We start from the raw sequence: 24,568 nt of genomic DNA on the forward strand, positions 1-24,568 counted from the left end.
TTCTGCCTTGGTCCTTATGCTGATTGGGCAAACGACGTTACAGACAGACCTGGGCATGATGTGCGTTATGCTATTGATGCGAGTAAAATCCAGCGAGAACTTGGTTGGCAACCATTAGAGTCCTTCGATTCTGGGCTCAGAAAAACTGTCGAGTGGATAGTGGCTAGGTATTCTAACGCGCCAATTGAGTAATATTGGAGATTAACCTGTAAATACTGTTATAGGGGACTGGCAGTAATAGATACTTTAAGTAGTCGACTTGGTTTTGTTGTTTTTAACCTTATACCATCGCCATGTTGGAAAACGAGAATATCATAGGGCATGATCTTGATAAGCTTTCCATTGTGCTCCCATGTCATGGTATCTAAGCAGCAAAGTATTTGGATGATAGGGACGTAAGCTTCAGTTTTTTGCAGTTCATTTGGATAGTTGTTTGAGTTTGCAATCTGTTCTTCGATAAATGTGTCATCAAAGCTAAGCATTTGCGTATGCGCTTTAAATGCGCCGCGTTTGGTCATGACATTGAAATCAATAACATCACTGCCTAATAATTGGCTTGTTATTGAGGTTTCACCAGCAAAGCAGAATGGGCTATCTGTGGGTGTGAGTCGCTTATATTCAGTTGTATCTGTATTTCCTGATATCTTTTCTTCTGCTCCAAGGCCATTTATCTGTTTTGTCCCTTCATGACTATTGATGCTGAGTTCAACACCATCACCTTCCAGAATGACCAGTTGCCTGTCTATGCCAATAAATGATGAAAAAGGTCCGTTGCTGCTAATACTTGCAATGCTGATCCGATAATCAAATTCAGTAAGTTCGGCATTGATGGGGGAAATGAGTAGCTGTTTTGTGCTTCCACCACCATTTTTCCATGGCGTTGATGGGCAATCTTGATAGCGGATCAGTTGTATGCTGTTATTCAAAATCACCTCTTTATTGGTTAAGAAGGTTTGATTCGCCTTTCTTAGCTTCACAACTTCTAAAGCATGGCTTTGCGATTGCAGAACATTTCTGTGTGACTTATGGATAACGGTACGGAGGCTTTGCTCTTACGTTAAGTACAAAGCCGCCGTTATTCATAATCTAATACCGCAGCTGAGTGCTAGCTGCCAGCTCTGCTTTTATAGACCTTTCTTTTTCAACACATAATTTGCAGCAAGTTCGCCGGTGATCCGTTTGCCTTCAGTGTCTAACATGATCAACTGATTTTCACCGACCAAATATTGTGTACCATCTTCTAGAGTGATTTTCTGGCCCAGTTCGTCCCATGTCACTTTACCCATCAGTTTTAAAATCTTTTCATCTTTACCTAAATAAATCGTTTCTTGAACAAAGCTATTATCAGCTTGCAAAGTGATTAGGGTTTGCATTCCTTCACAACTGGCGCAAGGCAATACGCCTTCATAACTACCTGCCCAATCGAGCGAGTTCTGGCTGGTATCACCTACTGGGACGGATTTTGCCGCTTCTGTTTGAGCTTGGGCTGTATTGACTGCCGTTTCTTCTTTTGGGGCTTCTGAGCAAGCCGTGGTGAATAAAGCCAGTAGTGCGATGTAACATAGTGATTTTTTCATAGTAGCTCCAATAAGAAATTTTGGGAATTATGCATTAAGTGCACTCATCATACCCGCCAAGACTAGGTTAGGCTAACTTTTGCTATTTCTATTTTTATAACAATAACTTAAGTTGTTTTTGTGTGGATTTTAAGTGGCCAGTATGTTAGTTGTTAGTCCTAAGCGGTAATCAACGGGATGATAATTTATCCTTTGAAACTAGGGTCTGTTGATCTTTGCTGTACAAATGTTGTTCAGCAATACATCGGCAGCCACATTAACATAAACGCCAGTGACACCATACTGGCGTAATTTCTTGCTAGCTTGTCATATCTTGTTGATATTGCTCGATAGTGCTTAATTCTTCCAAAAGCATTCTCCACTAAATGTCGATACCGATATAAGCACCAATCGACTCTTTCTTGAGGTGTATTCTTATAGCGGCGCCTTGGAATAACAGATTTCCCGCCTTTATTTGCGATAAGTTCACGAAAAGCATCGCTGTCATAACCTTTATCTGCAATGACGGTATCAACCTGCTTCAGGTGCTCAATTAAGCTGGGGGCGTGTGTAATATCGTGTTTTTGGCCTTCTGATAATTCGAAATAAATCGGTAATCCTCCGCTGTCGACGGCTAAGTGAATTTTGGTTGAATTACCGCCTCGACTTTTACCAATACTCTCATTACTTAGCGTCGCTGCACCTGCACTGTGCTGGTGAGCCCGCACTATCGAGCCATCAATAAAGACCCATTCTATATCAGCAAGGTTGGCTAAGGCCTTGAATAAATGTGCTAGAACGCCTTTCTTAGACCATAAATGAAACCGTCTAAAGACCGTGCTCCAATGACCGAACTCTTTAGGTAAATCTCGCCAAGGGATACCTGTTCTAAGGCGGTAAAGAATACCTTCGAATGTTTGTCTATGTTCAGGTTTGTCATAAACACGGCCTGTGCTTTTCATTAAATGAAATAGCTTTTCCCAGCGTGCATCGGTTAGCATAAGTCTTGGCATGGCTTGAGGTTATGGTTACTTTTGGCGAAGCAAATTATAACGTCTTGCCATGCTGTCTAAAAATTACTCTCGAAAGATCAACAGACCCTAGTCACTTTCAAGATTGAATCTATACTAAAACGTAACTATTCATCGTAAACGGTGGTTTTGTGGCGTTATTTAAGAAAAGTGCTGATGTTATCGAAGATACATCCCATAAGCCTAAACAAGGCATTTGGAAGGTGGCCATTATTGATGATGAACCTGGGATCCATGATGTCACTCGATTTGCGTTAAAAAATCTGACCCTAGATAATCGAGTCTTGCAGTTCTATTCCTGTTATAGCGCTGCGGAAGGCTTAGTGTTACTTCAAACCGAAACAGATATCGCTTTGGCCTTTATTGATGTCGTCATGGAAACCGATCATGCAGGTTTAGAGCTAGTACAAAAAATTCGCACTGAATTAAATAACCACAGTACCCGCATTATTTTGCGTACGGGTCAGCCGGGGCAAGCACCTGAAGAGCAAGTCATTCGGGATTTTGACATTAACGATTATAAAGCTAAAACAGAGCTCACCGCGGCTCGGCTTAAGTCTTGTGTGTACACCTCATTGCGTTCCTATCGCGATATAAAAATTATCGAGCAAAGCCAAAAGGGGATGGAGAAAGTGATTGCAGCTTCCACCTCTGTACTTAAGAGCCATACATTGCATAACTTTGGTAGTGCAGTGCTCGAACAGACCTTGCAGCTGCTCAATCTTGAAAGCTCGGCTCTTTATCTCACGAGTTATCATCAAGACCTTTACCTCGATACTCAAATGAATCTGCTGGCCGCCACGGGAGATATGATCAGTTACTTTGAAGGTGGCAGCGTTGAGACTCTGCCAGGGGATGTGCGTGAACATATTATTGAAGCGATAGCGCTAAAAACGTCGCTGATCCGTGACAATATTTATGTTGGATTTTATGAGCTTAGTGGTCATGTTACCAGTATTCTCTATTTACAACACAACACTAAGTTAACGGATTTTCAAGTCAGCATTCTTGAGCTATTTGCGGCAAATGTGAGCTTAACCTTTGAGAACTTATCGGGCCGCGAAAATGTGCAGCAGACGCAAAGGGAGCTAATTTTAATCATTGGAGATGCTATTGAGCAGCGCAGTAAGGAGACGGGAGCCCATGTGCGCCGCGTAGCGCGCATGACAGAAATGCTCGCGATTGCCATTGGTATGAAGGCAGACTTTATCGAAACTATTCGTTATGCGGCGCCTCTTCATGATGTAGGCAAAATCGGTATCCCTGAGAGTATTTTGCATAAGCCCGGTAAACTCGATGCCGAGGAATGGGCGATTATGCAAACCCACGCAGAGAAGGGTTATAACCTGTTGGTTGGTTCAAATCGTATCATTGCCAAAATGGGCGCTAGAATTGCTTATACTCACCATGAACGTTGGGACGGGCAAGGTTATCCCCGTGGGCTATCGCAGGAAGACATTCCTATTGAAGGCCGCCTCATGGCGATTGTTGATGTCATTGATGCTTTGCTTTCCAAACGAAGTTACAAAGAGGCTTGGTCAGTTGAGGCGGTGCGCGAGTACATCTTAGCGCAATCGGGTAAACAGTTTGATCCCGTCTTATGTGAAGCCAGCCTTGATTTGTTAGATGTGTTTGCCTCCCTACATATTCATATTCCGGACGAGCCGCTATGACCCGAATGCTTGATCGAATTTTATTTGATGTCAGTAAGTCTCAGGTTATTGATGAGGGTGATCTCATTCAAGCATCACAACTTATCGTGAGCTCAATTTGTAAGGGATTACAGATCTCTCGGGCGGGTATTTGGTTGTTGAGTCCGGATAATCAGAGCATCACTTGTTATTATTCACTCGACAATCAGCAGCCACAAGAAGCGTTAGTGCTCAGTCGCGCGCAGTTTCCCCATTACTTTAGCCTGCTCGACAATGAGCGCACAATTGTCGCCAATAAGGCGCAAACGGATCCCGCCACTAAAGAATTTGTCGAAACCTATCTGAAACCGAATCAGATTAGCTCTTTGTTGGATAGTCCTATTCGTCACCACGGAAAAATGGTGGGGATTATTTGTTCTGAACATCAGGGCGAGGCGAGGGAATGGACTCGGGATGAGAAGGCCTTTGCATCTGCACTGGCCGACCTTTTTGGTCGAGCCATGAGTGCTAAAGAGATCATTGAATATCAGCAACAGCTTAAGCTCATTAATACCGATCTTGAGCATAAAGTTGAGCTGCGTACCGCAGAGCTTGAAACGGCATTATCGACTTTAAAATCAACCCAAAAGCACTTAATTGAAAATGAAAAAATGGCGGCCTTAGGCAGCTTAGTCGCCGGTGTTGCCCATGAAGTGAACACCCCCCTTGGCATAGCTGTCACATCCGTGACCCATTGTTTGGATGAGTTATCCCTATTGAAAGGACTCTTTGAGAAAAACGAGCTTGATGAGGATAAATTTGTCAGCTTTATCAATACAATGCAGGATGGTTTATGCTTAATTGAGCGTAACCTTTCCCGCGCTGCAGAACTGGTGCATAACTTTAAGCGCACTGCAGCAGACCAATCGATACTGGAACGCGAGCGCTTTAATCTGAAGAATTATATTTTTCAAATATTTAGTTCATTAAAACCCTTGATGCGTAAGAAAAATATCACTTTAAAAGTCGAACTTGACGATAATATTTTTATTGATTCTTACCCCGGTGCGATCGCACAAATTTTCACTAACTTAGTCGCGAACAGTTTTCGCCATGCTTTTCCCGATGATTTTGTCGGTGATAAGCAAATTGTGATAGTAGTTGAAAAAATGGCTTCGCAGATCAAGATGATTTATGAAGATAATGGCGTAGGCATGTCCGATGAAGTGAAAGCCAAAGCATTCGAGCCCTTTTTTACCACCGCAAGGCAGAGTGGTGGAACAGGTTTGGGGATGTCGATTATTTATAATCTGATCACACAAAAGCTGAACGGTAATGTGTCACTCTTCTCAGCGCCTAATCAGGGGTTACGTATTGAGATGCTGATCCCTGAAAGTAGTAAGGGTTGAGATAGGTTAGTGTCTTCTTATATGTTACATAAAGTAAAAGACGAATTTAAATCTTACTGAGCCAAAATGGTATTTAGCTTTTGCGGTTTAATATTCTGTAGTGTTGTTTTTCTTGCATTAACAGCCAACAGCCCTGTTATCCATTCTTCCTGCTCGCGACATTTTGTATGCTACAATCTTGGCACTTCAACATGGCTTATCAATCCTAGATATTTCAATGAGAAAAGGCATTTTACTGGCGGGCGGTACTGGCTCGCGTCTTTATCCTATGACGCAGGTTGTCTGTAAGCAATTACTGCCCATTTATGATAAACCAATGATTTATTACCCTTTGGTCACTCTTATGCAAGCTGAGATTCGGGATATATTGATCCTTTTTATACCCTACTATTTCGCTGTTTCGCGAATGACTCTATAAGCAGGTATTGGATGAAATATAGCGAAACAGAATTAGCCGAAGTATTGGTGTTTGAACCTCAAGTATTTGGTGATGAGCGTGGTTTTTTTAAGGAAACGTTCAGGCAATCCTATTTTGATGCTTGTTTTACTGCAAGAGGACTTGAGCCTCCCGTATTTGTGCAGGAAAACCAGAGTCGTTCGCAACACAATGTTCTGCGAGGCTTGCATTTTCAACGGCGAAAACCGCAGGGTAAATTGGTGCGGGTCTGTGCAGGGAGCATTTTTGATGTTGCCGTCGATATTCGGGCTGACTCGGCCACCTATGGAAAATGGGTTGGGCGAGTGCTATCGGCAGAGAATCATCTGCAAATGTGGATCCCGCCGGGCTTTGCTCACGGTTTTTATGTTCTCAGTGATTATGCTGATGTTATTTATCAATGTACCCAATATTATGATCCTGAAGATGAAAGCGTTTTAGCTTGGAACTGTGCTGAGTTTGCCATTGATTGGCCATTAATTGCCGCACCGATTTTATCCACCAGAGATAGCATCGCCAGTACACCCTCATAAAGCCAATCACTGCTTGTATTAAAAGGAATGACAATGAGTTTATTATTTTCGCCTTTAACCTTAGGTCAACTCGAGTTAGCTAACCGCATTATCATCGCGCCTATGTGTCAGTATTCGGCAGAAAACGGCCAAGCAACCGATTGGCATACGATTCATTTAGGGAGCATGGCGTTATCGGGTGCGGGAATGCTCATTTTAGAGGCTACCGCTGTTCTGCCCAATGGCCGAATTTCCTATGCAGATTTAGGCCTATGGGATGACAAAACGGAGGCTGCTTTAGATAAAACCCTCAAATCTATTCGCAAGTATTCAAGTATGCCAATGGCGATACAACTCGCCCATGCGGGGCGTAAAGCATCAACTCGAAAACCTTGGGAAGGTGGCGGTACTATTGCACCCGATGAACATAATGGTTGGCAGACGATAGCGCCTTCCGCGCAGGCTTTTAACGAAGGCACAGCATTACCGAGTGCGATGACATTGGATGAAATTGATGAGCTTATATTGGCATTTGTCAGTTCGGCGCAACGTGCCGAACGATTAGGGCTTGATGCGATTGAACTCCATGCTGCTCATGGTTATTTACTTCATCAATTTTTATCCCCATTATCGAATCAACGCATTGACCAATATGGTGGCAGTTTAGAAAATCGTTTGAGTTTATTATTGGCCGTGTTCGATGCAATTAAAGCAGTGATATCGCCTAAGATGGCACTCGGTGTGCGGATATCAGCGACTGATTGGGTCTATGGCGGTTGGGATTTAGCTCAAAGCCTAGTATTGGCAAAAGCATTAGAGGCCCGAGGCTGTGATTTTATCCATGTGAGTACAGGTGGATTAAGTCCATTACAACAAATTCCTGTTGCAGAACACTTTCAAGTGCCTTTTGCCGAAGCCATTAAAGCTGAGGTAAACACACCTGTGATTGCCGTGGGATTAATTACGGATGCCAATAAAGCAGAAACGATTCTGGCACACGGGCAGGCTGATGCTATTGCACTTGCTCGCACTATGCTCTATGACCCACATTGGCCTTGGCATGCGGCAGTAATATTAGGTGCAACTGTGAAAGCGCCGCCACAGTACTTACGTTCATCGCCACATGGGATTAAATCGCCAATAAAGTAGTGAGCTTATTTGGCTGTGCAGATTTTACTATTGTAAGTTAGTCCTAATGGCAGAAAACAAAACGGGCAAGAATTATCTTGCCCGTTTTGAGGTTTTACTGCGTACTAATTATTTAATGGGGTCAACACTGGGTCTGGTATACCAAGGCGCACGTGCATCAGTCACATCGAACAAGTTGTACTTACGGCCAAGCATTTGACCGCCATCACGGGTCAACGGCATCCATGATAGGAAAGCACGACTATGGGTAGACTTAACCGTCATTAGATCGAATGGGATTGAAATATAGAATCCCTTGGTAAAGCTTCCCTCACCGTATTCATCTGCCGATAGATTAGTTTTAGTCGCAAATGCGCCGACGATAACACCACTATCAAACTGTTTAGAGAAATCAACCGTCACGCCTTTATCCTCGGTGAGATATTGTCCAGCACTGACTCTGAGTAAGGTGTTAGGAAACCACTCCGGTTGGTAATAAGCCGTTGCATGTCCAGTCACTACGCCAGTCTGAACTCGATAGGCACGATTGGTGAGAGGGTCAAATTGATTTTCATCCTTAAAGAACCCAAACATGCTATCGGGATCTCGCTGCTTAGCATAGTTAACATCGAACCCAAAGGCCCACTGACTATTAAGTGGGCGATATAGAAACTCAGTACCAACACCGCCATACATCATCTCTAAATAGCCACCATAGGCTTGATAGGAAATATTATCGCTAAGATTGTCCATCCAAGTGAGTTGCAGGTTATTAACTCTCACTGGGTTATCGTGAACATATTGACGGATTAAGGTTCTTACGCGTTTTAAGTCGGTGCCGTCTGGTGGCACGTCATATAAAAACTTATCGTAGTTATCGTATAAATTAAGGTAGAGAGAACCGCCAAATTCGAAGTTATCGGTAAATCGATAGTTGGCACTACCTGTAACACCGATATTAAACATGTAGAAGCTTTCTGAACCACCGAAGGATTGCACCATAGTCGGTGAAATATCAAAGCCAAGCTTGTCTAACCAATTTTTGTCTGAGTGTGTGACTAGATGGCCTTGAGGTAATGAAGGGACACTGACTTGACTTGCGTCTGTAATCTTCGCATTCAGATAGCCAAAACTTGCTACTTGCGCAAATTTTTCCGCATCAATACGAGTTTCGGTAATTGGCTGGCTATAGTGAGTTTCAATCAAGCGATACTCTTTGATTCGAGTTAGATCGCTACTGTTGGCGAGTATGGTTGCCGCCCTTTGATGGGCTTCATTTCTATCTCGAAACTTAGTTTGCTCACCAACGACAGTGATGCTGTCAGAGTCGAGGTAAATTTTAGGATTGTTATAGCCTGCAATGGATTGTAGATCCTGTGCTACTTTCGACCAGTTAATTGCTGTTTCTAACATGCCCTCTTGTGGCTGCATTAAATGAACGTCAGCGATTTCTGTTGCGGTATCTAAGGTGGCGCTGGCTATTGCAGGCGTTTGTTCAGAAGAATTAACACTATCTAATGGCGTATTGGTTGTTTGCACATGTGTTAACGGTGCCGCAGGAATTGGCTTATATTTCGCTGCAGCAGGATCGCGTTTAATCTGTGTTAACTCATTAAAATTCGTTTGTAGGCTAAAACCAAGCGTCCAAGTGTTTCCGCGCTCATAGCTTAAGTGCAGATCTCCCCAGTCTCCGAACCGATATAATAGGCCATAGTTAAATTTGCTGTCCTGTGGCATAGCAATACCGCCGCGAACAACTGGAAAGTCGGATTGGTAGTCGTTACCATCGTATTCGACTTTGACGCGTAGTGGGTCCCAAGGCGTTTGATATTCGACACCGCCGAAGAGGGCCGCGCAACCTTTAAACCAACGTTGATAATCAACTGTGCCACCTTTACCACCATAGGACGTATCTCGATCGCAGTTATAGTTGAGATCTTTTTTATCCGATGTCAGGTTGCCGCTATTACCGATATATCCCCAGCCAATACCTAAGGTGAAATCTAACGGCCCAACTCGTTTAGTGGCTGCAATAAACTCAGCATCGAATAATCCGGTGCCACCAAAATCACGGACACCAATCGAGGTTTCTGGTAGCCAGTTGCTTTCTTCAAGTAGACGGACTTTAAAGTCTATGCCCTTATCCGTGTATTTTGTGTTTCCACTAAAACTGGGGTCGCTACTATAGAGTAAGTCTTGTACTTGGGTATAACGAACTGTGGTTTCAAACCAAGGGAAAAGTTGTACAGAGGCCGTAAAGTGTTGGTATTCGTCGTTATAGCTAGTGGCAAAATTAAACTCGCCTTCAGGTGCCATACGCCCCGTTGGCATCTGCATTAAACCAACACCGCCAAAATCTGATTGCGAGGCTAAGAGTGTGGGATAGCTAAATTCATCGGCAGTCGCATGTAATAGTGGCAAAAGTGCCAAAGATAGTGCGGATAGACGACCTAAAGAATGGAGAGAGTTTTTCATTACAGAGCCCGATTTCTGAGTAATTCAATCATGTTTTCATTCAAACTCGTGTCGTCACCAAAGCCGCTTGAAAACTCAACGTAAAGTGTTGCCCCAGGTGCAATATCCTGAGTCTGATGGTTCCAATAGGCGATAGGTTGTTTTATTGCCTGTCCATCGGGTTGAATTATCCATATAAAACTAGTCTCAGCATTATCTAGTATGCCTGCTTGCTTAAGGTAATCTTTGCTACTTAGTTTATTCTGCCATGTAAAACTCCCCGTTTGAGCCACTGCACCAAGTACGGTGATGGTTGTTGGGCGAGGCGGTAAAACTAATATAAAACGACCATTAATCAGCGCATTATACGAATCATTAATTCGAATAACATCAACATCTAGTGGTTGTATTACACGTTGTCCAAGTTTTAAGTTGCGAATGAATTGTGCAAGTTTAGCTAGCTTGGCGATGTAAGCACTGTCGTCTTTAGCTTCGCCCATTTTGGATAGTAGGGTTAAGACTTGCTGGCGTTTAGTCTCTAATACGGTGGTATTCTCAATATCGAGTAATGCAGCACCTAACCAATAAATAGGCACGACTTCATTTTGATTGGTTTTATTATATTTTGGAAGTTGGACTAATCCATCTTGCACTATTTGCTCAATACGCACTGCTGCAGGATAGTTCAGTTGAACCTGAGCATCTTGATTTGTTGATGTGCTGATGAATAGCTGAGTTTCAGCCTGAACAGTTGTCGTTAATACCGAACTAAGTACAAGTGCCAATGGCGCTATGTAATATCTCATAATGGTTCCACTAGGATGCAAATGGCTTAAGTAAAGTGATATCAATAAAAGGTAGATTTGGTGCTATCTTCTGGCGACTTTTAATGACGTGTCCATTATCTGGCTTTAACCAAAATTCATTTTGATACTGGATATTCAGGCCTTCCACTGATACTAGCTCACTGTAATGCAGTGCTTGAGTTGGCGTATCGTTGATGAGTATCTCTTCCTCGGCAATAAAAGCAAACTGCGACTTAATCTTATATCCATAGTGGTATCCTGGCTGCCAATCAATAGTTCGAGTCCAAGTTTTAGGAGTACTGCTTAAATGCAAGCCCAAGAGAATAGGATCGGGTTCAGAGCTTTCTATTGCGGCTAAATTGCCAGTAAGTAGACTTTGAGTTTTTACTAAACGTCCGTTCACCGTCACTAACATAGCGTTATCCGCGGAGAGCCATTTTAGCTCAATTACTTCCGGTACGGGTCTGACTGGGGTGAGAGTTTGTTTCGGTTCCGCAAAGGCTAAAACAACAAATGCTTGGGGGGTGTCATCAATCTTGACATAAATGCTGGCATAGGGATTAGCTTTCACTTGCTCGGTTGTGAGCTTAACATCGCTATCTCCAACGAAAGCCAATTTCATCGTATCGTTGAGGGCGCTAATTCGTTGACTACAGCCAGAAATTCCCATTAATGCAATGGAGGCTGTGAGTAGTGATAGTAGTTTTTTATTTATACGCATCCGAGTTGCTTATTCTCAATAGTCATAAATATCAAATGTAGAGAGAGGTGAGATTTATTTCAAGAAATGGAGTAATTCTCACGTTTCTCTAGAGAAACAAAAAAAACAACCGCCAGTAGGCGGTTGTTTGATAGCTATATCAGACTGATTAGTTGCCAGTACCAGTGGTAGTGTTAGTACCTGTACTCGTGATTGGGTTGCCATCAGAGCTGTTAGAGATTGCAACAGCACCGGCAATTGCAGCACCAGCAGCAACAGAACCAGCAACGATTAAACCAGTGCTGTTAGCTGCAGCGTTAGCGCCTGCTGCTTTGCCTTCAACTGCATTTGCAGCCATAGAGCTGAATGCTGTCATTGCAACGATAAGTGCTAGTGAAGTTTTTTTCATCGTGATTCCCTTTTTGAAAAAATGTGCATGATTTTTTGATAATCTAGTACAGCATAGTAAGCGATGCAAACAAAATTATCAATGTTAAATCCATCTTCTTGCTCATGCGAAAGTTTGAATTTCGGCACTAATATTCAAGCTATATCTATCCATTTGGCATGATTTTTAGTGAAGAAACTGATTAAGTCGTTAGCTTATTTTAAACAAAAGAAATCTTTAAGTTCATCGATTTTTTCCATGGCATCTTTATAGCCTAAGTCGATTAAAGCGCTGGTATACGTTTTTTCGAAGAGTAGGTAGGACACAATACTTGAGTCTGACTGCCTATCTATGCCGATGAAGCCGAGTAAGGTTTTGACGGCCCATGGCATGTCATCATAGAAGCGGGCAGCAATTTTGCTGAGATCTTCGCTAGGTTTGATGACTAGGGCTTTAATCGGATGCAAGGCGAGTTTGTTACGACTTGACTCAGGAATCAGGCTTAAAGTGTTATTGATTCTTTCTAGTCTCTCAAGGTCGCTATTTAAGGTATCTGAAAAGATGGTATCGAGCAGATGACCCGCTATGGTCGCCGTTTTTGGGTGATATTCTAGTTCCATCGGAAAGTGCTTGTGCGGGCTCTCTAAGTTAATGACTAAGAGTTTTTCGGCGCCTAAATGAATAGGGCTTGAGAGCGGTGCTAGCTGATGGACTGAACCATCACCATAATAGGCTTGGTTGAGTTTAATGGATGGAAATACCATAGGGATTGCAGAACTGGCGAGTAGGTGCTCGGTATTGAGCATGATACGTTCGCCACTGCGACGGGCACGGGTCCAGTTTTCGATTTCTTTCGCGGCTTGGAAAAAGGTCACTGAGCGAGAGTTATTATAACAAGAGGCATCCACACTCAGCGCGGTCAGTGAGCCATTACGGATATTACGGTCGATACGTTTAAAGTCGATTAGCTCATTGAGTAAGCCTCTGAGCGGATCATTATCGAGCAGACTGCCTGCATCGGTATTGACCTTATCATCTTGCATGCCTTTGAGGGCCATTTTCGTTAGATGGCTGAGAACGCCTGTGATCGAAGCTCGGTAGACTTTTCGAGTTTCAAAGTGACGCCAAACCCATTCGAGTTTTCTGACACCAAGGTGAAAGCAAGAGGCATGGGTCGCGATAGCGGTGCCATTGATGGCACCCGCAGAGGTTCCGCAAATAATTTTAAAGGGAATACCATGATTGCGTGGATAAAGCTGGACCAGTGCTTTTAGCACGCCGACTTGGTAGGCGGCCCTAGCGCCGCCACCGCCTAAGACTAATGCAGTTGATGTAGGCAATCTTCAGACTCAATTTATTGTTTTAATAGTTTTATTAAAGCAACGCCCCCCTATAAAAAGCAAGTCGGTAAACTCAATTAGTTGTAAATTTCGATTTATCGTTTATTCGATTGCTGGAACATTTCGCTTTAGACAATTACTCCGCAGTAACCTTAGTCGTTTTACTGAGGCCAAAGCAATGCTCCGATGTTGGAAACTCACCCGTTCTCACTTCTTGGGCATATTGGGCGCAGGCCTTAGTGATCAATGGTCCTAAGTCGATATAGCGTTTAGCAAATTTAGGCGTGTAGTCAGAAAATAAGCCTAAGATATCCTCAGTCACGAGCACTTGACCATCGCAGGCGGGTGAGGCACCAATGCCTATAACTGGGATTGAGACTCCTGCCGTCACTGTGCGCGCCGCGAGCTCGGATGTGCCTTCAATCAGTATGCTAAAAGCGCCTGCTTGCTCAAAGTCTTTCGCTAAACTAACGAGGGCTTCGATGGCGGCAGCATCCCTTGCTTGGGTTTTAAATCCACCCAATTGATTCACGTGTTGCGGCATTAATCCTATGTGTGGCATTACAGGGATCCCTCGCTGGGTTAAAAAACGAGTGGTGTCGAGCATCTCTGCGCCACCCTCGAGTTTTACCGCCTGCGCGCCTGTGCGTATTAATACTTGGCTGGCATGTCTGAAGGCTTGCTGAGGCGATTCTTGATAACTCCCAAAGGGCATATCGATAATAACGCAGGCATGTGCTGCGCCGCGACTGACAGCAAGACCATGATTAATCATCATTTCTAAGGTAACCCCGAGTGTAGAGTCTTGCCCATAAACCACCATGCCGACGGAGTCGCCGACGATAATCATATCCACATGGGGATCGATAATTTCTGCCATCGGTTTTTCATAGGCGGTGAGAGCAACTATGGGGGTTTTACCTTTCATTTTTTGTAATGTAACGGGCGTTACGCGGTTTTTATCCATGTGGATACTCATGTCATCTCCAATTAATTCAGCCTGATATGACATGTTAGCGTTTGCTGCTTTGGCTTGGGCTCGATAGATTGACTTAATATCTAGATATAAAGACACTTCTACAAATATAAAGTACTTTTATATGAAGAGGCGCTTCTATACGGAAGAGGCTCGATAATATGAAAAGAAGCTTCGATATAAAAATCACTTTGGGCGATAACACCTTGAATCAAGTCACTGACACGCATTTATCCCAGCTGCATATTACTCAGCACACGCAGGTCGCGCCTTCACGTTTAGCTGCCGCAGGGCTAAGTGCCTCCATCATGTTGCTTAAGCGAACACTCAAGCCGTTTGAACATGTGCAGCGCCATAGTCATTCTTGGGGACAGGTCATTTATGCCAGTCAAGGTGTGTTGAGTGTGATCACGCCTGCTGGGCGTTACATTGTGCCGCCTGAGCAAGCGGTGTGGGTGCCTCCCTTTGTCGATCATGAGGTTATCGCGCTAGGTCAGGTGCAATTGAGTAGTCTGTATTTGGATGAAACCCGGATAGGCGGGTTTCCACCCGACTGTACTTGTTTGAGTGTGAAGCCTGTTTTGCAGTTATTACTGCAAGAGGCTAATGCCTTAGTGAAGAGTGAGGCTGGGCTAATTGATCCCGATTTTAAGGATCGCGTCATGCGGCTCTTGATGGTGATCCGTGATTTTATGGTACTCGCCCCTAAGGTCGCCTTGGATTTACCTTATCCTAGGGATAAAAAATTACTGCGCATTACCGAGGCTTTGCTTGCCGATCCAAGTGAGCAACGTACTTTGGTTGATTGGCAGCGGGAGGTCGGTGCCTCTGCCCGCACGTTAGCGAGATTATTTAAACAGCAAACAGGGCTGAGTTATAGCCAATGGTTGCAAAGGCTTAGATTGCAGGTGGCGATTCAAATGCTCAGCCGAGGTGAATCTGTGCTCACTACAGCGTTATCCTTAGGTTATGCCTCGGGTTCAGCCTTTGGTTATATGTTTAGGCAGTTGATGGGTGTCGCTCCGAGTCAGTACCTGTTAGCACAAAATACCTTGCCCAAAATACAGCGGTAAACAGCCGCATATAAAAAGTCATGTTGCGAGCCAATGTGAACGATGAAGGTCAATAAAAAGTCCAATAAAAAACGCACTTAAGCTGGGCTCAAGTGCGTTTCGTTTTTGATCTTCAGCTTGTCTACATTTCGCGTTGAGGCTTAGCCTTTAACTGCGTTTTTCAGGAAGTCGAGCAGTTGATCGAATGGAATATCTTGTTTTTCACCGGTACGGCGGTTTTTGTATTCAAATACGCCAGCATCAATATTGCGATCGCCAATCACCACTGTATGTGGGATACCAATCAGTTCCATATCAGCGAACATCACGCCTGGACGCTCTTTACGATCATCCAATAACACTTCAATACCCGCTTCGTTTAAGTCTTTGTATAACTGCTCGGCGATATCGGTGACGCGGTGCGATTTGTGCATGTTCATTGGCAGAATGCCCACGCTAAATGGTGCAATCGCTTCTGGCCAAATGATGCCACGGTCATCGAAGTTTTGTTCGATGGCTGCTGCCACAATACGGCTCACGCCGACACCGTAACAACCCATCAGTAGCACCTGTGACTTGCCATTTTCGTCAAGTACAGTCGCGTTCATCGATTTAGAATAGTTAGTGCCCAGTTGGAAAATATGGCCCACTTCGATACCGCGTGCCATAGCATAAGTGCCTGAACCATCAGGTGTTGGCTCGCCTTCGACTACGTTACGGATGTCGGCAACTTGCGCTGTCGGCAGATCGCGTTCCCAGTTGATACCAAAATAATGTTTATCATCAACGTTAGCACCGGCGGCAAAATCGCTCATTACGCTAACGCTGTGATCGATAACGATAGGGATTTTAAGACCGATAGGGCCAAGTGAACCTGGACCTGCGCCAATGGCGTCACGGATCAGCGCTTCTGGCGCCATTTCCAATGGTGATGCGACTAAGTCTAACTTGTCAGCCTTGACTTCGTTGAGTTCATGGTCGCCACGAACAATCAGCGCCACTAAAGGCGTCGCTTCTGTCGCACCCATTACGATTAAGGTTTTGACCGTTTTAGTGATATCCAAACCAAACTGCTCAACTAATTCCGCAATGGTCTTTGCATTTGGGGTATCGACTAAACGCAATGCTTCAGTGGTTGCGCCGCGTGGTTCAGTTGGCATAGGTGATTCAGCTTTCTCAATGTTAGCCGCGTAATCGCTGCCCGTTGAGTAAGCAATTAAATCTTCACCGCTTTGTGCTAGAACATGGAACTCGTGTGACATGCTGCCACCGATTGAACCCGTATCAGCTAAAACTGGGCGGAAAGCTAAACCCATGCGCGATAGAATGTTGCTATAGGCTGTGTACATAGCCTCATAGGTTTCATTCATGGTATCGACGTCAAGGTGGAAAGAGTAGGCGTCTTTCATCAAGAATTCACGTGAGCGCATCATGCCAAAACGTGGGCGAACTTCGTCACGGAATTTGGTTTGAATTTGGTAAAGATTCAGCGGTAATTGCTTGTATGAGCTGACTTCTTTACGAATGAGATCTGTGATCACTTCTTCGTGGGTTGGGCCCAGTACGAAGTCGCGATTGTGGCGATCTTTAAAGCGCAGCAGCTCGGGGCCAAACTTTTCCCAACGACCTGTTTCTACCCACAAGTCTGCCGGTTGCACCATAGGCATTAGAATTTCAATTGCACCGGCTTTGTTCATTTCTTCACGAACAATGGCTTCGACTTTACGCAATACGCGTAAGCCCGTGGGGAGGTAGCTGTAAAGGCCCGACGCATTACGACGGATCATGCCCGCACGTAACATTAATTGATGACTAATGACTTCTGCGTTGGCAGGAGTTTCTTTCTGTGTTGATAGCAGGTACTTGCTGACGCGCATTACCGATGTCCAAATTTGAGTTGAATGGTTACCATTTTATCACCTGCTTTGGTGATGTCACCTAGGGATTTAGGTTAAATTCAACTAGCTGGGAGATAAATAGCATTTTTTGATGCTGGATAACGGATAACGGATAACGGATAACGGATAACGGATAACGCAAGGAAGAGCGCTGTGCTGTTAGAGTGTGACTTCGTCACTGCTAGTATCAAGATTATCCTTACTGCTTACTTATCCCGTCTATCACCAATCACTTTGGCGGGGTTGCCAGCCACTATCGCCCAGTCGGGTACATCTTTCGTCACTATGCTGCCCATACCCACCACAGCGTGATCGCCAATGGTCACACCATCGACTATGCCCGCCTGAGCACCAATCCACACATCTTGGCCAATAACAATACCTTTGGAGTTGGCAGCTTGTTGATATATGGGGGTATCTGGCACCATGCCATGGTTAAAGGCGTAAAGGGTGACATTATTGGCGATGCGGGTTTGATTGCCTATCTGAATCCCGACCCTGCCGCCATCGAAGGAGCAACCATGATTAATCGCCACTTCGTCCCCTAGCGTGATAGGCCCATGCAAAAAACACTCGGCGGCGATCATGCAGCGATTACCCATGCGGATATCACGATTGGGTTCGGCGAATAACTGCGCCTCGGGGGCGATAAAGCATTGCTCGCCGATAGTTACCGTTTCGAGGGCGCAAAGTCTTGCTTGAATATCATCTTGCCAAGGTTTAGCCCAGATTAAATGTTTCTCTTTTAAGGAAAAATACAGCCACGGCATCCAAGAGAGCCGCTTTTTATGCTGGCTTTGATAATCAGGTTTTGATGTAGGCGTTGGCGCAGACATTTAGCCACATTTTCCCGGTTTGAGTTCCAGTACCAAGATGTATTCTTGGTCATTATCATCGACCGCCATGTGCCAGAACACATCTAAATCATAGAGGGCGACTTGGTATAACTTAGGATCGTCCTTGGCTTTTTTGTAGGCGGGACGTGGATCTTGGCCGAGCACACCGCGGATAAGCAGAGCTAAATCTGTGTAGGTTTCCTGCTCGACGTAACGCTCAATCTGTGCCTTGGCATTATCGGAATACACCACTGAAATCAGTTTTGGGGCGTCTTGAGCAATGCCGCCGACTGCATCGGTAATCGAATCCGAGAAAGGAATGTAAGGCTTAATATCGATAATCGGCGTGCCATCGACCAGATCCATACCGGAAATCTCAAGGCAAACTTTGCCCTTGCGCTGCACTACGCCGTGCAGTTTCACCACAGACTGACCTATACCATTGGGGCGAAAAGTGGAGCGAGTTGCGAACACGCCGAGTTTTTCATTGCCGCCTAAACGCGGCGGGCGCACTGTGGTTTTCCAACCTTGGGCAAGATTCTCATGGAAGCAAAACAGTAACCACAGATGTGAATATTGCTCTATGCCACGCACCGCATCGATATGATTCACATGGGGTTCGAGTTCGACATAACCACGCGCTTCAACAAGTCCGGGTTGTCTTGGAATGCCAAATTTTTGTTTATAGGGCGTGCGGCATGTTGCCACTGCGATAATTTGGTTGGTAAATATCATGCAAAAAATTACCTAAAGGGTAAGTATAACAACCGCCTAAGCTCATTATTAAGGCCCATCTTTGTGTGCTAATAATGCAGCATTGGTCACGAAGCGTTAGCCATTAAGCGGTTGATAGGGGCAATCTTAGAACACTATAGGATCACGCCGCGAGCAGTATGCTTAATATGCGTGAGGCTTACTCTGTTGTAGCCGTTTTTACTGCTTGACCAACGCATAATGCGCGGCTGATACAACCTTGGGCAGCTTCTTCAAATATGACACATTGCTTGATGATAATGCCGTTAGCTCCTTTATCTGCGGCATTGCGACGGGCTTCGGTTCTGGCATCGGCAAGTGATGCGGGCGCACCGTTGGTATCGGCCTGACAGGACTCACCTTCGACCAATCCTTTTAATTCATAATGACCTTTCGGCAAGGTATCACCTTCATAAAGGATGACATCGGATGCCTTGAAATAGTCATTAATCGCCTCACTGTCCAAATTACTGTTAAAACTGTAGTCGCTTGCACAGGCACTGAGCAGGAGCACTAATGCACTTGAGAGGATAATTTTCATGGTTTGACCTGAGGTTGAGGAGAAAACTGCGCAGCCTTGGTAGGCTGCGCCGATGCGATATTATTATCTGAGTAAATTCTACCGCTTAAGGTACTTTTGATAAAGCTGCTGATGGCGATTATTCAGATCTATCTGCCGTCCTTCAATCCAGATTGCCTCAATTTTATTGGTCATAGGGTCGAGAATGTCCCCCTCTGACAGCACGACACTGCCTTGGTATCCCACCGCTATCGCACCTAAATCCTCCACACCTAACAGTTTTGCGGCATCTAAGGTGATGGACTTAAGTGCTTGTTCAGGCGTTAAACCATAGGCGGCGCTGTAGCCTGCGGCGTAGGGGAGGTTACGGCTATTCCAGTCCGATGAGAACCCAAGGGCGAAGGGAATACCTGCATTGGCGAGTAAAGATGGGATCTTAAAGGGTAAATCGACTGGCTCATCTTTACGTTTAGGGAGACTCAAGGTATGAGGGTAAATGACCCCAGCTTTAACTTCCCTTAGGCTTGAGTCCAAACGCCATGCATCGTATCCGCCGACAATTACCAGTTTGAATTGGTATTTTTTCGTCAAGGCGATCACTTGCTCAATTTGGCCAACACTGTCGGCATGGGCAAACAGTGTCGCTTTGCCTTGGTATAGCGGCAGCATAGCCTGCCAGCGCAGGTCGTTGGTCGCGGACTGGGGATCTTCATCCTGGTTTTTGTCTTTACCGTTGGCCTTATCACTTAAGAAATAGCGATAGCCATCTTCAAAGGCGATATTGAGCTTGTCGATCGCCTGCTGATTTTTCTCGATAGTCTTGGCTTTCTCTTTTTCATCTTCTGGCATGCGTTTGATTTGCGGCCAATAGACATGGAACTGTCCAGCACTTGGCGTCAGCGCATCTTCAATCGTCCATGCATCGAGATCCACCAGTACCGATTGTCCAGCTAACCCATCACCGCTCGGGACGATTTGTGCATGGGTAATTCCGTTGTAACGTATGGTCGGGATGAGCTCCGAATCCGGATTGTAAGCTGTGGCCGTGCTGATCTGCGGGTTGATGTAGCCCACCTCGGCGTTATCGACCGTTGGGCGGCTCATTTCAATTTCGACTAAGCCTAAGCTGGTGTCTAGGGCGATTAAGCCCGGATACAAGTGTTTACCGCTGGCATCGATGATTTGAGTGTTACTGGTTTCTGCGGTTGCATTGTTGATTTGGCTGGTCAGTTGAGGCCCAACGGCCGTGATCTTGCCATTTTCAATTAAGACGTCTGTGTTGCTGAGCACGCCTTGAGTGACTGTGTGCACTGTGGCGTTTTTTATCAGTACGTTGCGGCTTTGTTTAGGTGTAGGCACAATATCGCTTGCCATAGCTGGGGCCAGCGTGGTGCAAATTGCGCCGAGTAGCGCCACAAACAAAACGGTTTTAGATAAATGTTGCATTATTTGGCTCCCTCATGAGCGTGGCCCCATGCCTGATAGTGGGTGTCGCAGTGCCACTGTGGCTCGTTGAGTGGCGTGACTTTTTCACCCGCTCTAGTTTGGTCATCACTGCTGAGAATTTTTTGGATAAGTGCGGCGCGCTCGTTCACCACAGCTTGTTGGGCAACTTGGTCTTGGTCGCGGTCAAAATAGCGTTTTCCTTCAACCCATGCCTGCGTCACTTTGGCGTAAATAGACAGAGGCTCTGCGTTCCAGAGTACGATATCGGCCATTTTTCCTGGGGTGAGTGAACCCACAAACTCATCGACTCTTAATTGTTTGGCTGGATTGATAGTGACCATATTCCAAGCGTCTTCCTTCGACATATTGCAATACATCATAGACTTAGCCGCTTCTTGGTTGAGTCTGCGCTGCATTTCATAATCGTCTGAGTTAATGCTGGTGGTCACCCCCTTGTTTTGCATCAGGCACGCGTTTTGCGGAATCGCATCATACACCTCAAACTTATAGGCCCACCAATCGGCAAAGGTCGATGCGCCAGCACCATGGGTAGCTAGTTCACTCGCCACTTTGTAACCTTCGAGCACATGGGTAAAGGTTTGCACTTTAAAGTGATAGGCCTCGGCTAAGCGGATAAACATCAGGATTTCTGACTGCACATAGGAATGAATGTGCACATCACGCTGCTGATTTAATACTTCGGCCACTGCTTGCAGACGGTAACTTGGGCGCGGAGCGACGGTTTTCTTTTTATCGCTGGAGCGCAGATTATCATAGGTTTTTAACGCCTTTTCATAGGCGATAGCAGCGTCGAAGGTTTCTTCAAATAACGCTTTTACTCCCATGCGAGTCTGGGGGAAGCGCTGAACAAATTTCTCACCCCAGTTACTCTGTTTGACGTTTTCACCTAAAGCAAATTTGATACTGGCGGGCGCGTTAGTAAATTTGAGTTGTTCGGCCGACTCGCCCCATTTCATTTTGATCAGTTGTGATTGTCCACCGATAGGGTTGGCGCTACCGTGGAGTAATTGCGCGCTGGTGACGCCGCCCGCTAAGGCACGATAGATTGAAATATCGTCGGGATTAATAATATCGCCAATGCGTACTTCAGAGGTTACTGCGTCTGTTCCTTCGTTAGTACCGCCATTAATGGCGATATGCGAGTGTTCATCGACTATGCCGGCGGTGAGGTGTTTACCTGTTGCATCGAGGACTTGATAACCTGATGGCGTACTTAATTGTTGGCCAATTTTTTCGATGCGGCCATTGGCCATCAAGAGATCAGCATGTTCGAGAATGCCTTGCTTATCCGATGTCCACAGGGTGGCATTCTTGATGTGCAGCTTCTCAACCTTAGGCGCTTCGCTTAGACCGTAAGCGACGTTAGGGAAGGTGAGGTGACTCACTAGGCTCGTGTTGGCTTCATTGTTGGGAGCATGATTGCTTGCTTGGTCTGCTTTTTTGAGCTTTGCAGTTTGAGTTAAAGCGACACCGGCAACATTTGTAGTGCGACTTTTTGCATCGACCATACGACCTTGAATGCCGTCATCGGCCATCCACAGCGTAAAGCGGCTAAGGCCGTTAATGCCTGCGGCGCTCAAATCGGCAGTAAAGCTCAATCTTCCGTTATCATCTAACTTAAGTTGAGTGAGTGAGATACTTTGTTCGCCACTGCTTAAATTGCCTTGGATGTTGGGTTTATCACTTTTACTTTCATCATGTAGCGATAAATCTAGCGTGAGGTTATTGAGGCTTAATTGGTAATCTCCCAGTAATCGTGCTTGGGGAAGTGAGCGTAGACTTTGCTCCTGACCTTGCAACCAAACACTGTAGATCTGGCCATCTTTAAAGATATTGCCTTTAGTGATAACAAAGTCAGCCATATAACCGGGCGCGAGTTTACCGGTAAAGTCGGCGGTGCCTGTCATCTCTGCGGCTTGGGTGGTGAGTGCCGCGAGAGCGTTTTCTTCACTTAAACCTTGGGCAATAGCCTGGCGTAGGCGCGGCCAGAAGGCATCGGTCTTAATCCCAAACTGCGTTAACGCAAAGGGGATACCTGCGTTAGCTACCGCCGCAGGGTTGGTTGGTGCACGTTCCCACAGTCTTAAATCCGCCAGTGATACTTCACGATCAGCGTCATCTGTCCCGACATCGGGTGCCTGCGGATAGTTTAAAGGCAAGATCAACGGATAGTTCAGCGCCTTTAACTCATTGATGCGTGAGTATTCTTGACCATTACCAAGCAGGTTGGCTGGCAGTTTATGTTCTTTGAGTAAATGGGCTGCACGTAATTGGTCGTTGAGATTTTTGGTTTCAAAGATAATTTGCTTATCGGCTAAATTATCTAAACGCTCAAAGGCGATATTAAATTCGACTTGATTGTTTATTGCGCCATTGGCAGGTTTGTTTTTATTTTGGTTATACCAATTTGCATCGGCAAAGGTTTGCCTAATAAGTGCAATGCTGCCCATTAATGATGAGGGATAATCTTGTTCAGACGAGCCTTTATCAAATGCCATAAAAGGTTGACTGCGGGCGCGATAAATCACTTCATTAGCCGTTTTGTCTGCTAATGAAAGGCTGACACCCGTCCCACGGAAGATACCGTCGAGTTTGCTACTTTGCACACTGGTGAAACCATTATTAATCCACTCTTTTGCGCGTTCTTTATTGGGGTAAACGTAATTAAACCATTCTTTTTCAGAATGAATTGCACCATTTTCCGCATTACCACCGATACGCTTTATATCATAGACGGGGCGAGTGAGCTTAAGTTTGGGATATTCGAATTCAATCCCATAATCGGTAAAAGGATCGATAAATCCGGGATAAATTGTATAACCACTCAAATCGATTCTAAATGCGCCAGCGGGAATGTCGTTGTGCTCAATAATGGCTTTAATTCGATTATTTTCAATTAATAAAGTGGCATCGCTTAAACGCTTTCCCGGGGCAATAATTAATTCAGCATGGGTAAATGCAGTGAGTTTACTGGATGTTGTTCCAGTATTGAGTTGGGCAAATGTGCTTTGTGATATTAAGCTAGCGATTATGCTGCAGCTTATCATTATCTTATTGTTTATCTGCATTATTTTATTCAATCGAGTAAGGGTGAGCAAAGAGTAACTGAAAGCAGATGTAAATACTAAGGCTGAATTGTAACGTAATTTGAGTGGGAGTGAGGTGCGGAATTAACGGCTGTCGTTTAAGTTTGAAATGATTGATGGATATAAAAAACTCGCAACTAATGCGAGCTTTTATGCAAACTTGTGTTGGCAATTAGCGCCATCACACTTGGTTGGATTAGATTAAGAAATCTTCCATAGAACGACCTTTGTTGATCTCGTTCTTAAATACGGTAGGCATACGGCCTTGGCCAGTCCATTGAACCATTTCACCGTCAACTTCAATTTGGTATTTGGCTGGACGAGGAGCGCGTTTCTTCGCAGCAGCTTTAACAGCTACGCCACCTAAGTCATCAATTGATAAACCAACGGCTTCCATTTGTTGACGGATTTCTTCAATCTTAGCATTACGAGCTGCCATGGCTTGTTCTTCTTCCTCAGCCATAGACTCGCGTTCTACTAAAATTTTATCTAATTTGTCGGCTAAATCACGTAACTCTTCAACGCTAAGTTCTTTTACTGCAGCTTTAAAACGACGGCCGTGAGTTAATATCTCTAAAAATTCGCTCAT

The 24,568-nt window shown here is 44.9% G+C and carries 21 protein-coding genes and 2 pseudogenes; 7 read left to right on the forward strand and 16 right to left on the reverse strand.

The features are described 5' to 3' along the window. Window positions 1-36 precede the first annotated feature (36 nt). Window positions 37-192, forward strand: a pseudogene (locus tag RA178_RS07585) (GDP-mannose 4,6-dehydratase); the annotation flags it as partial. Between the two features lie 26 nt (window positions 193-218). Here RA178_RS07585 and RA178_RS07590 read toward each other — a convergent pair. From RA178_RS07590 to RA178_RS07600, 3 genes are all read right to left on the reverse strand, one after another. After that, window positions 219-926: a HutD/Ves family protein gene (locus tag RA178_RS07590; protein ID WP_306685058.1), complete on the reverse strand. Its 708-nt coding sequence runs from the start codon at window positions 924-926 to the stop codon at window positions 219-221. A 198-nt stretch (window positions 927-1,124) separates the two neighbouring features. Then, complete coding sequence (locus RA178_RS07595) at window positions 1,125-1,577, reverse strand: copper resistance protein NlpE (protein WP_306685059.1); 453 nt, start codon at window positions 1,575-1,577, stop codon at window positions 1,125-1,127. Between the two features lie 233 nt (window positions 1,578-1,810). Continuing rightward, entirely contained in the window at window positions 1,811-2,569 is a 759-nt protein-coding gene (locus RA178_RS07600) for an IS5-like element ISSod6 family transposase (RefSeq protein WP_011071076.1), read from the reverse strand. A gap of 149 nt (window positions 2,570-2,718) precedes the next feature. Here RA178_RS07600 and RA178_RS07605 point away from each other — a divergent pair, with 149 nt between their 5' ends. The 5 genes and pseudogenes from RA178_RS07605 (at window position 2,719) to RA178_RS07625 (ending at window position 7,724) form a co-directional block, all read left to right on the forward strand. Then, complete coding sequence (locus RA178_RS07605) at window positions 2,719-4,260, forward strand: DUF3369 domain-containing protein (RefSeq protein WP_306685060.1); 1,542 nt, start codon at window positions 2,719-2,721, stop codon at window positions 4,258-4,260. After that, window positions 4,257-5,627: a GAF domain-containing sensor histidine kinase gene (locus RA178_RS07610; RefSeq protein WP_306685061.1), complete on the forward strand. Its 1,371-nt coding sequence runs from the start codon at window positions 4,257-4,259 to the stop codon at window positions 5,625-5,627. Before RA178_RS07605 ends, RA178_RS07610 begins: the two co-directional genes overlap by 4 nt. Before the next feature lie 217 nt (window positions 5,628-5,844). Beyond that, a pseudogene (locus RA178_RS07615) lies at window positions 5,845-6,012 on the forward strand (sugar phosphate nucleotidyltransferase); the annotation flags it as partial. A gap of 44 nt (window positions 6,013-6,056) precedes the next feature. Next, window positions 6,057-6,596, forward strand: coding sequence for a dTDP-4-dehydrorhamnose 3,5-epimerase (gene rfbC, locus RA178_RS07620; RefSeq protein ID WP_263222247.1), 540 nt, complete (start codon window positions 6,057-6,059; stop codon window positions 6,594-6,596). Window positions 6,597-6,629: 33 nt separating this feature from the next. Continuing rightward, on the forward strand, window positions 6,630-7,724 hold the full coding sequence (locus tag RA178_RS07625) for an NADH:flavin oxidoreductase/NADH oxidase (RefSeq protein ID WP_263139274.1): 1,095 nt from the start codon (window positions 6,630-6,632) through the stop codon (window positions 7,722-7,724). A gap of 108 nt (window positions 7,725-7,832) precedes the next feature. Here RA178_RS07625 and RA178_RS07630 read toward each other — a convergent pair whose 3' ends face one another. The 6 genes from RA178_RS07630 to panB all read right to left on the reverse strand — a co-directional run bounded on the left by RA178_RS07630 (window position 7,833) and on the right by panB (window position 14,370). After that, entirely contained in the window at window positions 7,833-10,178 is a 2,346-nt protein-coding gene (locus tag RA178_RS07630) for a YjbH domain-containing protein (protein WP_306685062.1), read from the reverse strand. Further along, the gene (locus tag RA178_RS07635) at window positions 10,178-10,963 is read right to left on the reverse strand and encodes a capsule biosynthesis GfcC family protein (protein WP_306685063.1); all 786 of its coding nucleotides are present in this window, start codon (window positions 10,961-10,963) and stop codon (window positions 10,178-10,180) included. The genes RA178_RS07630 and RA178_RS07635 overlap by 1 nt, the downstream gene beginning before the upstream one ends. 10 nt (window positions 10,964-10,973) lie before the next feature. Further along, a complete protein-coding gene (locus RA178_RS07640) occupies window positions 10,974-11,684 on the reverse strand; it encodes a YjbF family lipoprotein (protein WP_263166603.1) in 711 nt (236 codons plus the stop codon). 148 nt (window positions 11,685-11,832) lie between these two features. After that, window positions 11,833-12,072 carry an exopolysaccharide production protein YjbE gene (yjbE, locus tag RA178_RS07645; protein WP_105252028.1) on the reverse strand — a complete coding sequence of 80 codons (240 nt, stop codon included), beginning with the start codon at window positions 12,070-12,072 and terminating at the stop codon, window positions 11,833-11,835. 194 nt (window positions 12,073-12,266) lie between these two features. Further along, a complete protein-coding gene (locus tag RA178_RS07650; protein WP_028761134.1) occupies window positions 12,267-13,391 on the reverse strand; it encodes a patatin-like phospholipase family protein in 1,125 nt (374 codons plus the stop codon). A 136-nt stretch (window positions 13,392-13,527) separates the two neighbouring features. Continuing rightward, the gene (panB, locus tag RA178_RS07655) at window positions 13,528-14,370 is read right to left on the reverse strand and encodes a 3-methyl-2-oxobutanoate hydroxymethyltransferase (RefSeq protein WP_306685064.1); all 843 of its coding nucleotides are present in this window, start codon (window positions 14,368-14,370) and stop codon (window positions 13,528-13,530) included. A gap of 188 nt (window positions 14,371-14,558) precedes the next feature. On the opposite strand from panB, the gene RA178_RS07660 reads away from it, so the two are divergent. Then, entirely contained in the window at window positions 14,559-15,440 is an 882-nt protein-coding gene (locus RA178_RS07660; RefSeq protein WP_306685402.1) for an AraC family transcriptional regulator, read from the forward strand. Between the two features lie 140 nt (window positions 15,441-15,580). On the opposite strand, the gene RA178_RS07665 is transcribed toward RA178_RS07660, so the two are convergent. From RA178_RS07665 to RA178_RS07695, 7 genes are all read right to left on the reverse strand, one after another. Beyond that, window positions 15,581-17,296 (reverse strand): proline--tRNA ligase, encoded by a 1,716-nt coding sequence (locus tag RA178_RS07665; protein ID WP_286993651.1) that lies wholly within the window; start codon window positions 17,294-17,296, stop codon window positions 15,581-15,583. A 227-nt stretch (window positions 17,297-17,523) separates the two neighbouring features. Then, complete coding sequence (locus RA178_RS07670) at window positions 17,524-18,153, reverse strand: acyltransferase (RefSeq protein WP_306685065.1); 630 nt, start codon at window positions 18,151-18,153, stop codon at window positions 17,524-17,526. Next, entirely contained in the window at window positions 18,154-18,888 is a 735-nt protein-coding gene (gene tsaA, locus RA178_RS07675) for a tRNA (N6-threonylcarbamoyladenosine(37)-N6)-methyltransferase TrmO (protein ID WP_306685066.1), read from the reverse strand. It abuts the gene before it with no gap. A 178-nt stretch (window positions 18,889-19,066) separates the two neighbouring features. Further along, window positions 19,067-19,447 (reverse strand): Rcs stress response system protein RcsF, encoded by a 381-nt coding sequence (gene rcsF, locus RA178_RS07680; RefSeq protein ID WP_105252035.1) that lies wholly within the window; start codon window positions 19,445-19,447, stop codon window positions 19,067-19,069. A 78-nt stretch (window positions 19,448-19,525) separates the two neighbouring features. Beyond that, window positions 19,526-20,872 carry an amidohydrolase family protein gene (locus RA178_RS07685; RefSeq protein WP_306685067.1) on the reverse strand — a complete coding sequence of 449 codons (1,347 nt, stop codon included), beginning with the start codon at window positions 20,870-20,872 and terminating at the stop codon, window positions 19,526-19,528. Further along, window positions 20,872-23,961, reverse strand: a complete 3,090-nt coding sequence (locus tag RA178_RS07690) for an amidohydrolase family protein (protein ID WP_306685068.1) — start codon at window positions 23,959-23,961, stop codon at window positions 20,872-20,874. Before RA178_RS07690 ends, RA178_RS07685 begins: the two co-directional genes overlap by 1 nt. Window positions 23,962-24,175: 214 nt before the next feature. Further along, a complete protein-coding gene (locus tag RA178_RS07695) occupies window positions 24,176-24,568 on the reverse strand; it encodes an H-NS histone family protein (protein ID WP_028761125.1) in 393 nt (130 codons plus the stop codon).

It is taken from the genome of Shewanella oncorhynchi, from assembly GCF_030848765.1.
Taxonomy (GTDB): domain Bacteria; phylum Pseudomonadota; class Gammaproteobacteria; order Enterobacterales; family Shewanellaceae; genus Shewanella; species Shewanella oncorhynchi.

What these genes read in the sequence shown, in the direction of transcription:
- panB (WP_306685064.1), bottom strand. Translation starts at nt 14,370, where the DNA reads ATGAGTATCCACATGGATAAAAACCGCGTAACGCCCGTTACATTACAA.
- yjbE (WP_105252028.1), bottom strand. Translation starts at nt 12,072, where the DNA reads ATGAAAAAAACTTCACTAGCACTTATCGTTGCAATGACAGCATTCAGC.
- RA178_RS07640 (WP_263166603.1), bottom strand. Translation starts at nt 11,684, where the DNA reads ATGCGTATAAATAAAAAACTACTATCACTACTCACAGCCTCCATTGCA.
- RA178_RS07595 (WP_306685059.1), bottom strand. Translation starts at nt 1,577, where the DNA reads ATGAAAAAATCACTATGTTACATCGCACTACTGGCTTTATTCACCACG.
- tsaA (WP_306685066.1), bottom strand. Translation starts at nt 18,888, where the DNA reads ATGATATTTACCAACCAAATTATCGCAGTGGCAACATGCCGCACGCCC.
- RA178_RS07635 (WP_306685063.1), bottom strand. Translation starts at nt 10,963, where the DNA reads ATGAGATATTACATAGCGCCATTGGCACTTGTACTTAGTTCGGTATTA.
- rcsF (WP_105252035.1), bottom strand. Translation starts at nt 19,447, where the DNA reads ATGAAAATTATCCTCTCAAGTGCATTAGTGCTCCTGCTCAGTGCCTGT.
- rfbC (WP_263222247.1), top strand. Translation starts at nt 6,057, where the DNA reads ATGAAATATAGCGAAACAGAATTAGCCGAAGTATTGGTGTTTGAACCT.
- RA178_RS07610 (WP_306685061.1), top strand. Translation starts at nt 4,257, where the DNA reads ATGACCCGAATGCTTGATCGAATTTTATTTGATGTCAGTAAGTCTCAG.
- RA178_RS07690 (WP_306685068.1), bottom strand. Translation starts at nt 23,961, where the DNA reads ATGCAGATAAACAATAAGATAATGATAAGCTGCAGCATAATCGCTAGC.
- RA178_RS07685 (WP_306685067.1), bottom strand. Translation starts at nt 20,872, where the DNA reads ATGCAACATTTATCTAAAACCGTTTTGTTTGTGGCGCTACTCGGCGCA.
- RA178_RS07630 (WP_306685062.1), bottom strand. Translation starts at nt 10,178, where the DNA reads ATGAAAAACTCTCTCCATTCTTTAGGTCGTCTATCCGCACTATCTTTG.
- RA178_RS07600 (WP_011071076.1), bottom strand. Translation starts at nt 2,569, where the DNA reads ATGCCAAGACTTATGCTAACCGATGCACGCTGGGAAAAGCTATTTCAT.
- RA178_RS07625 (WP_263139274.1), top strand. Translation starts at nt 6,630, where the DNA reads ATGAGTTTATTATTTTCGCCTTTAACCTTAGGTCAACTCGAGTTAGCT.
- RA178_RS07670 (WP_306685065.1), bottom strand. Translation starts at nt 18,153, where the DNA reads ATGTCTGCGCCAACGCCTACATCAAAACCTGATTATCAAAGCCAGCAT.
- RA178_RS07695 (WP_028761125.1), bottom strand. Translation starts at nt 24,568, where the DNA reads ATGAGCGAATTTTTAGAGATATTAACTCACGGCCGTCGTTTTAAAGCT.
- RA178_RS07665 (WP_286993651.1), bottom strand. Translation starts at nt 17,296, where the DNA reads ATGCGCGTCAGCAAGTACCTGCTATCAACACAGAAAGAAACTCCTGCC.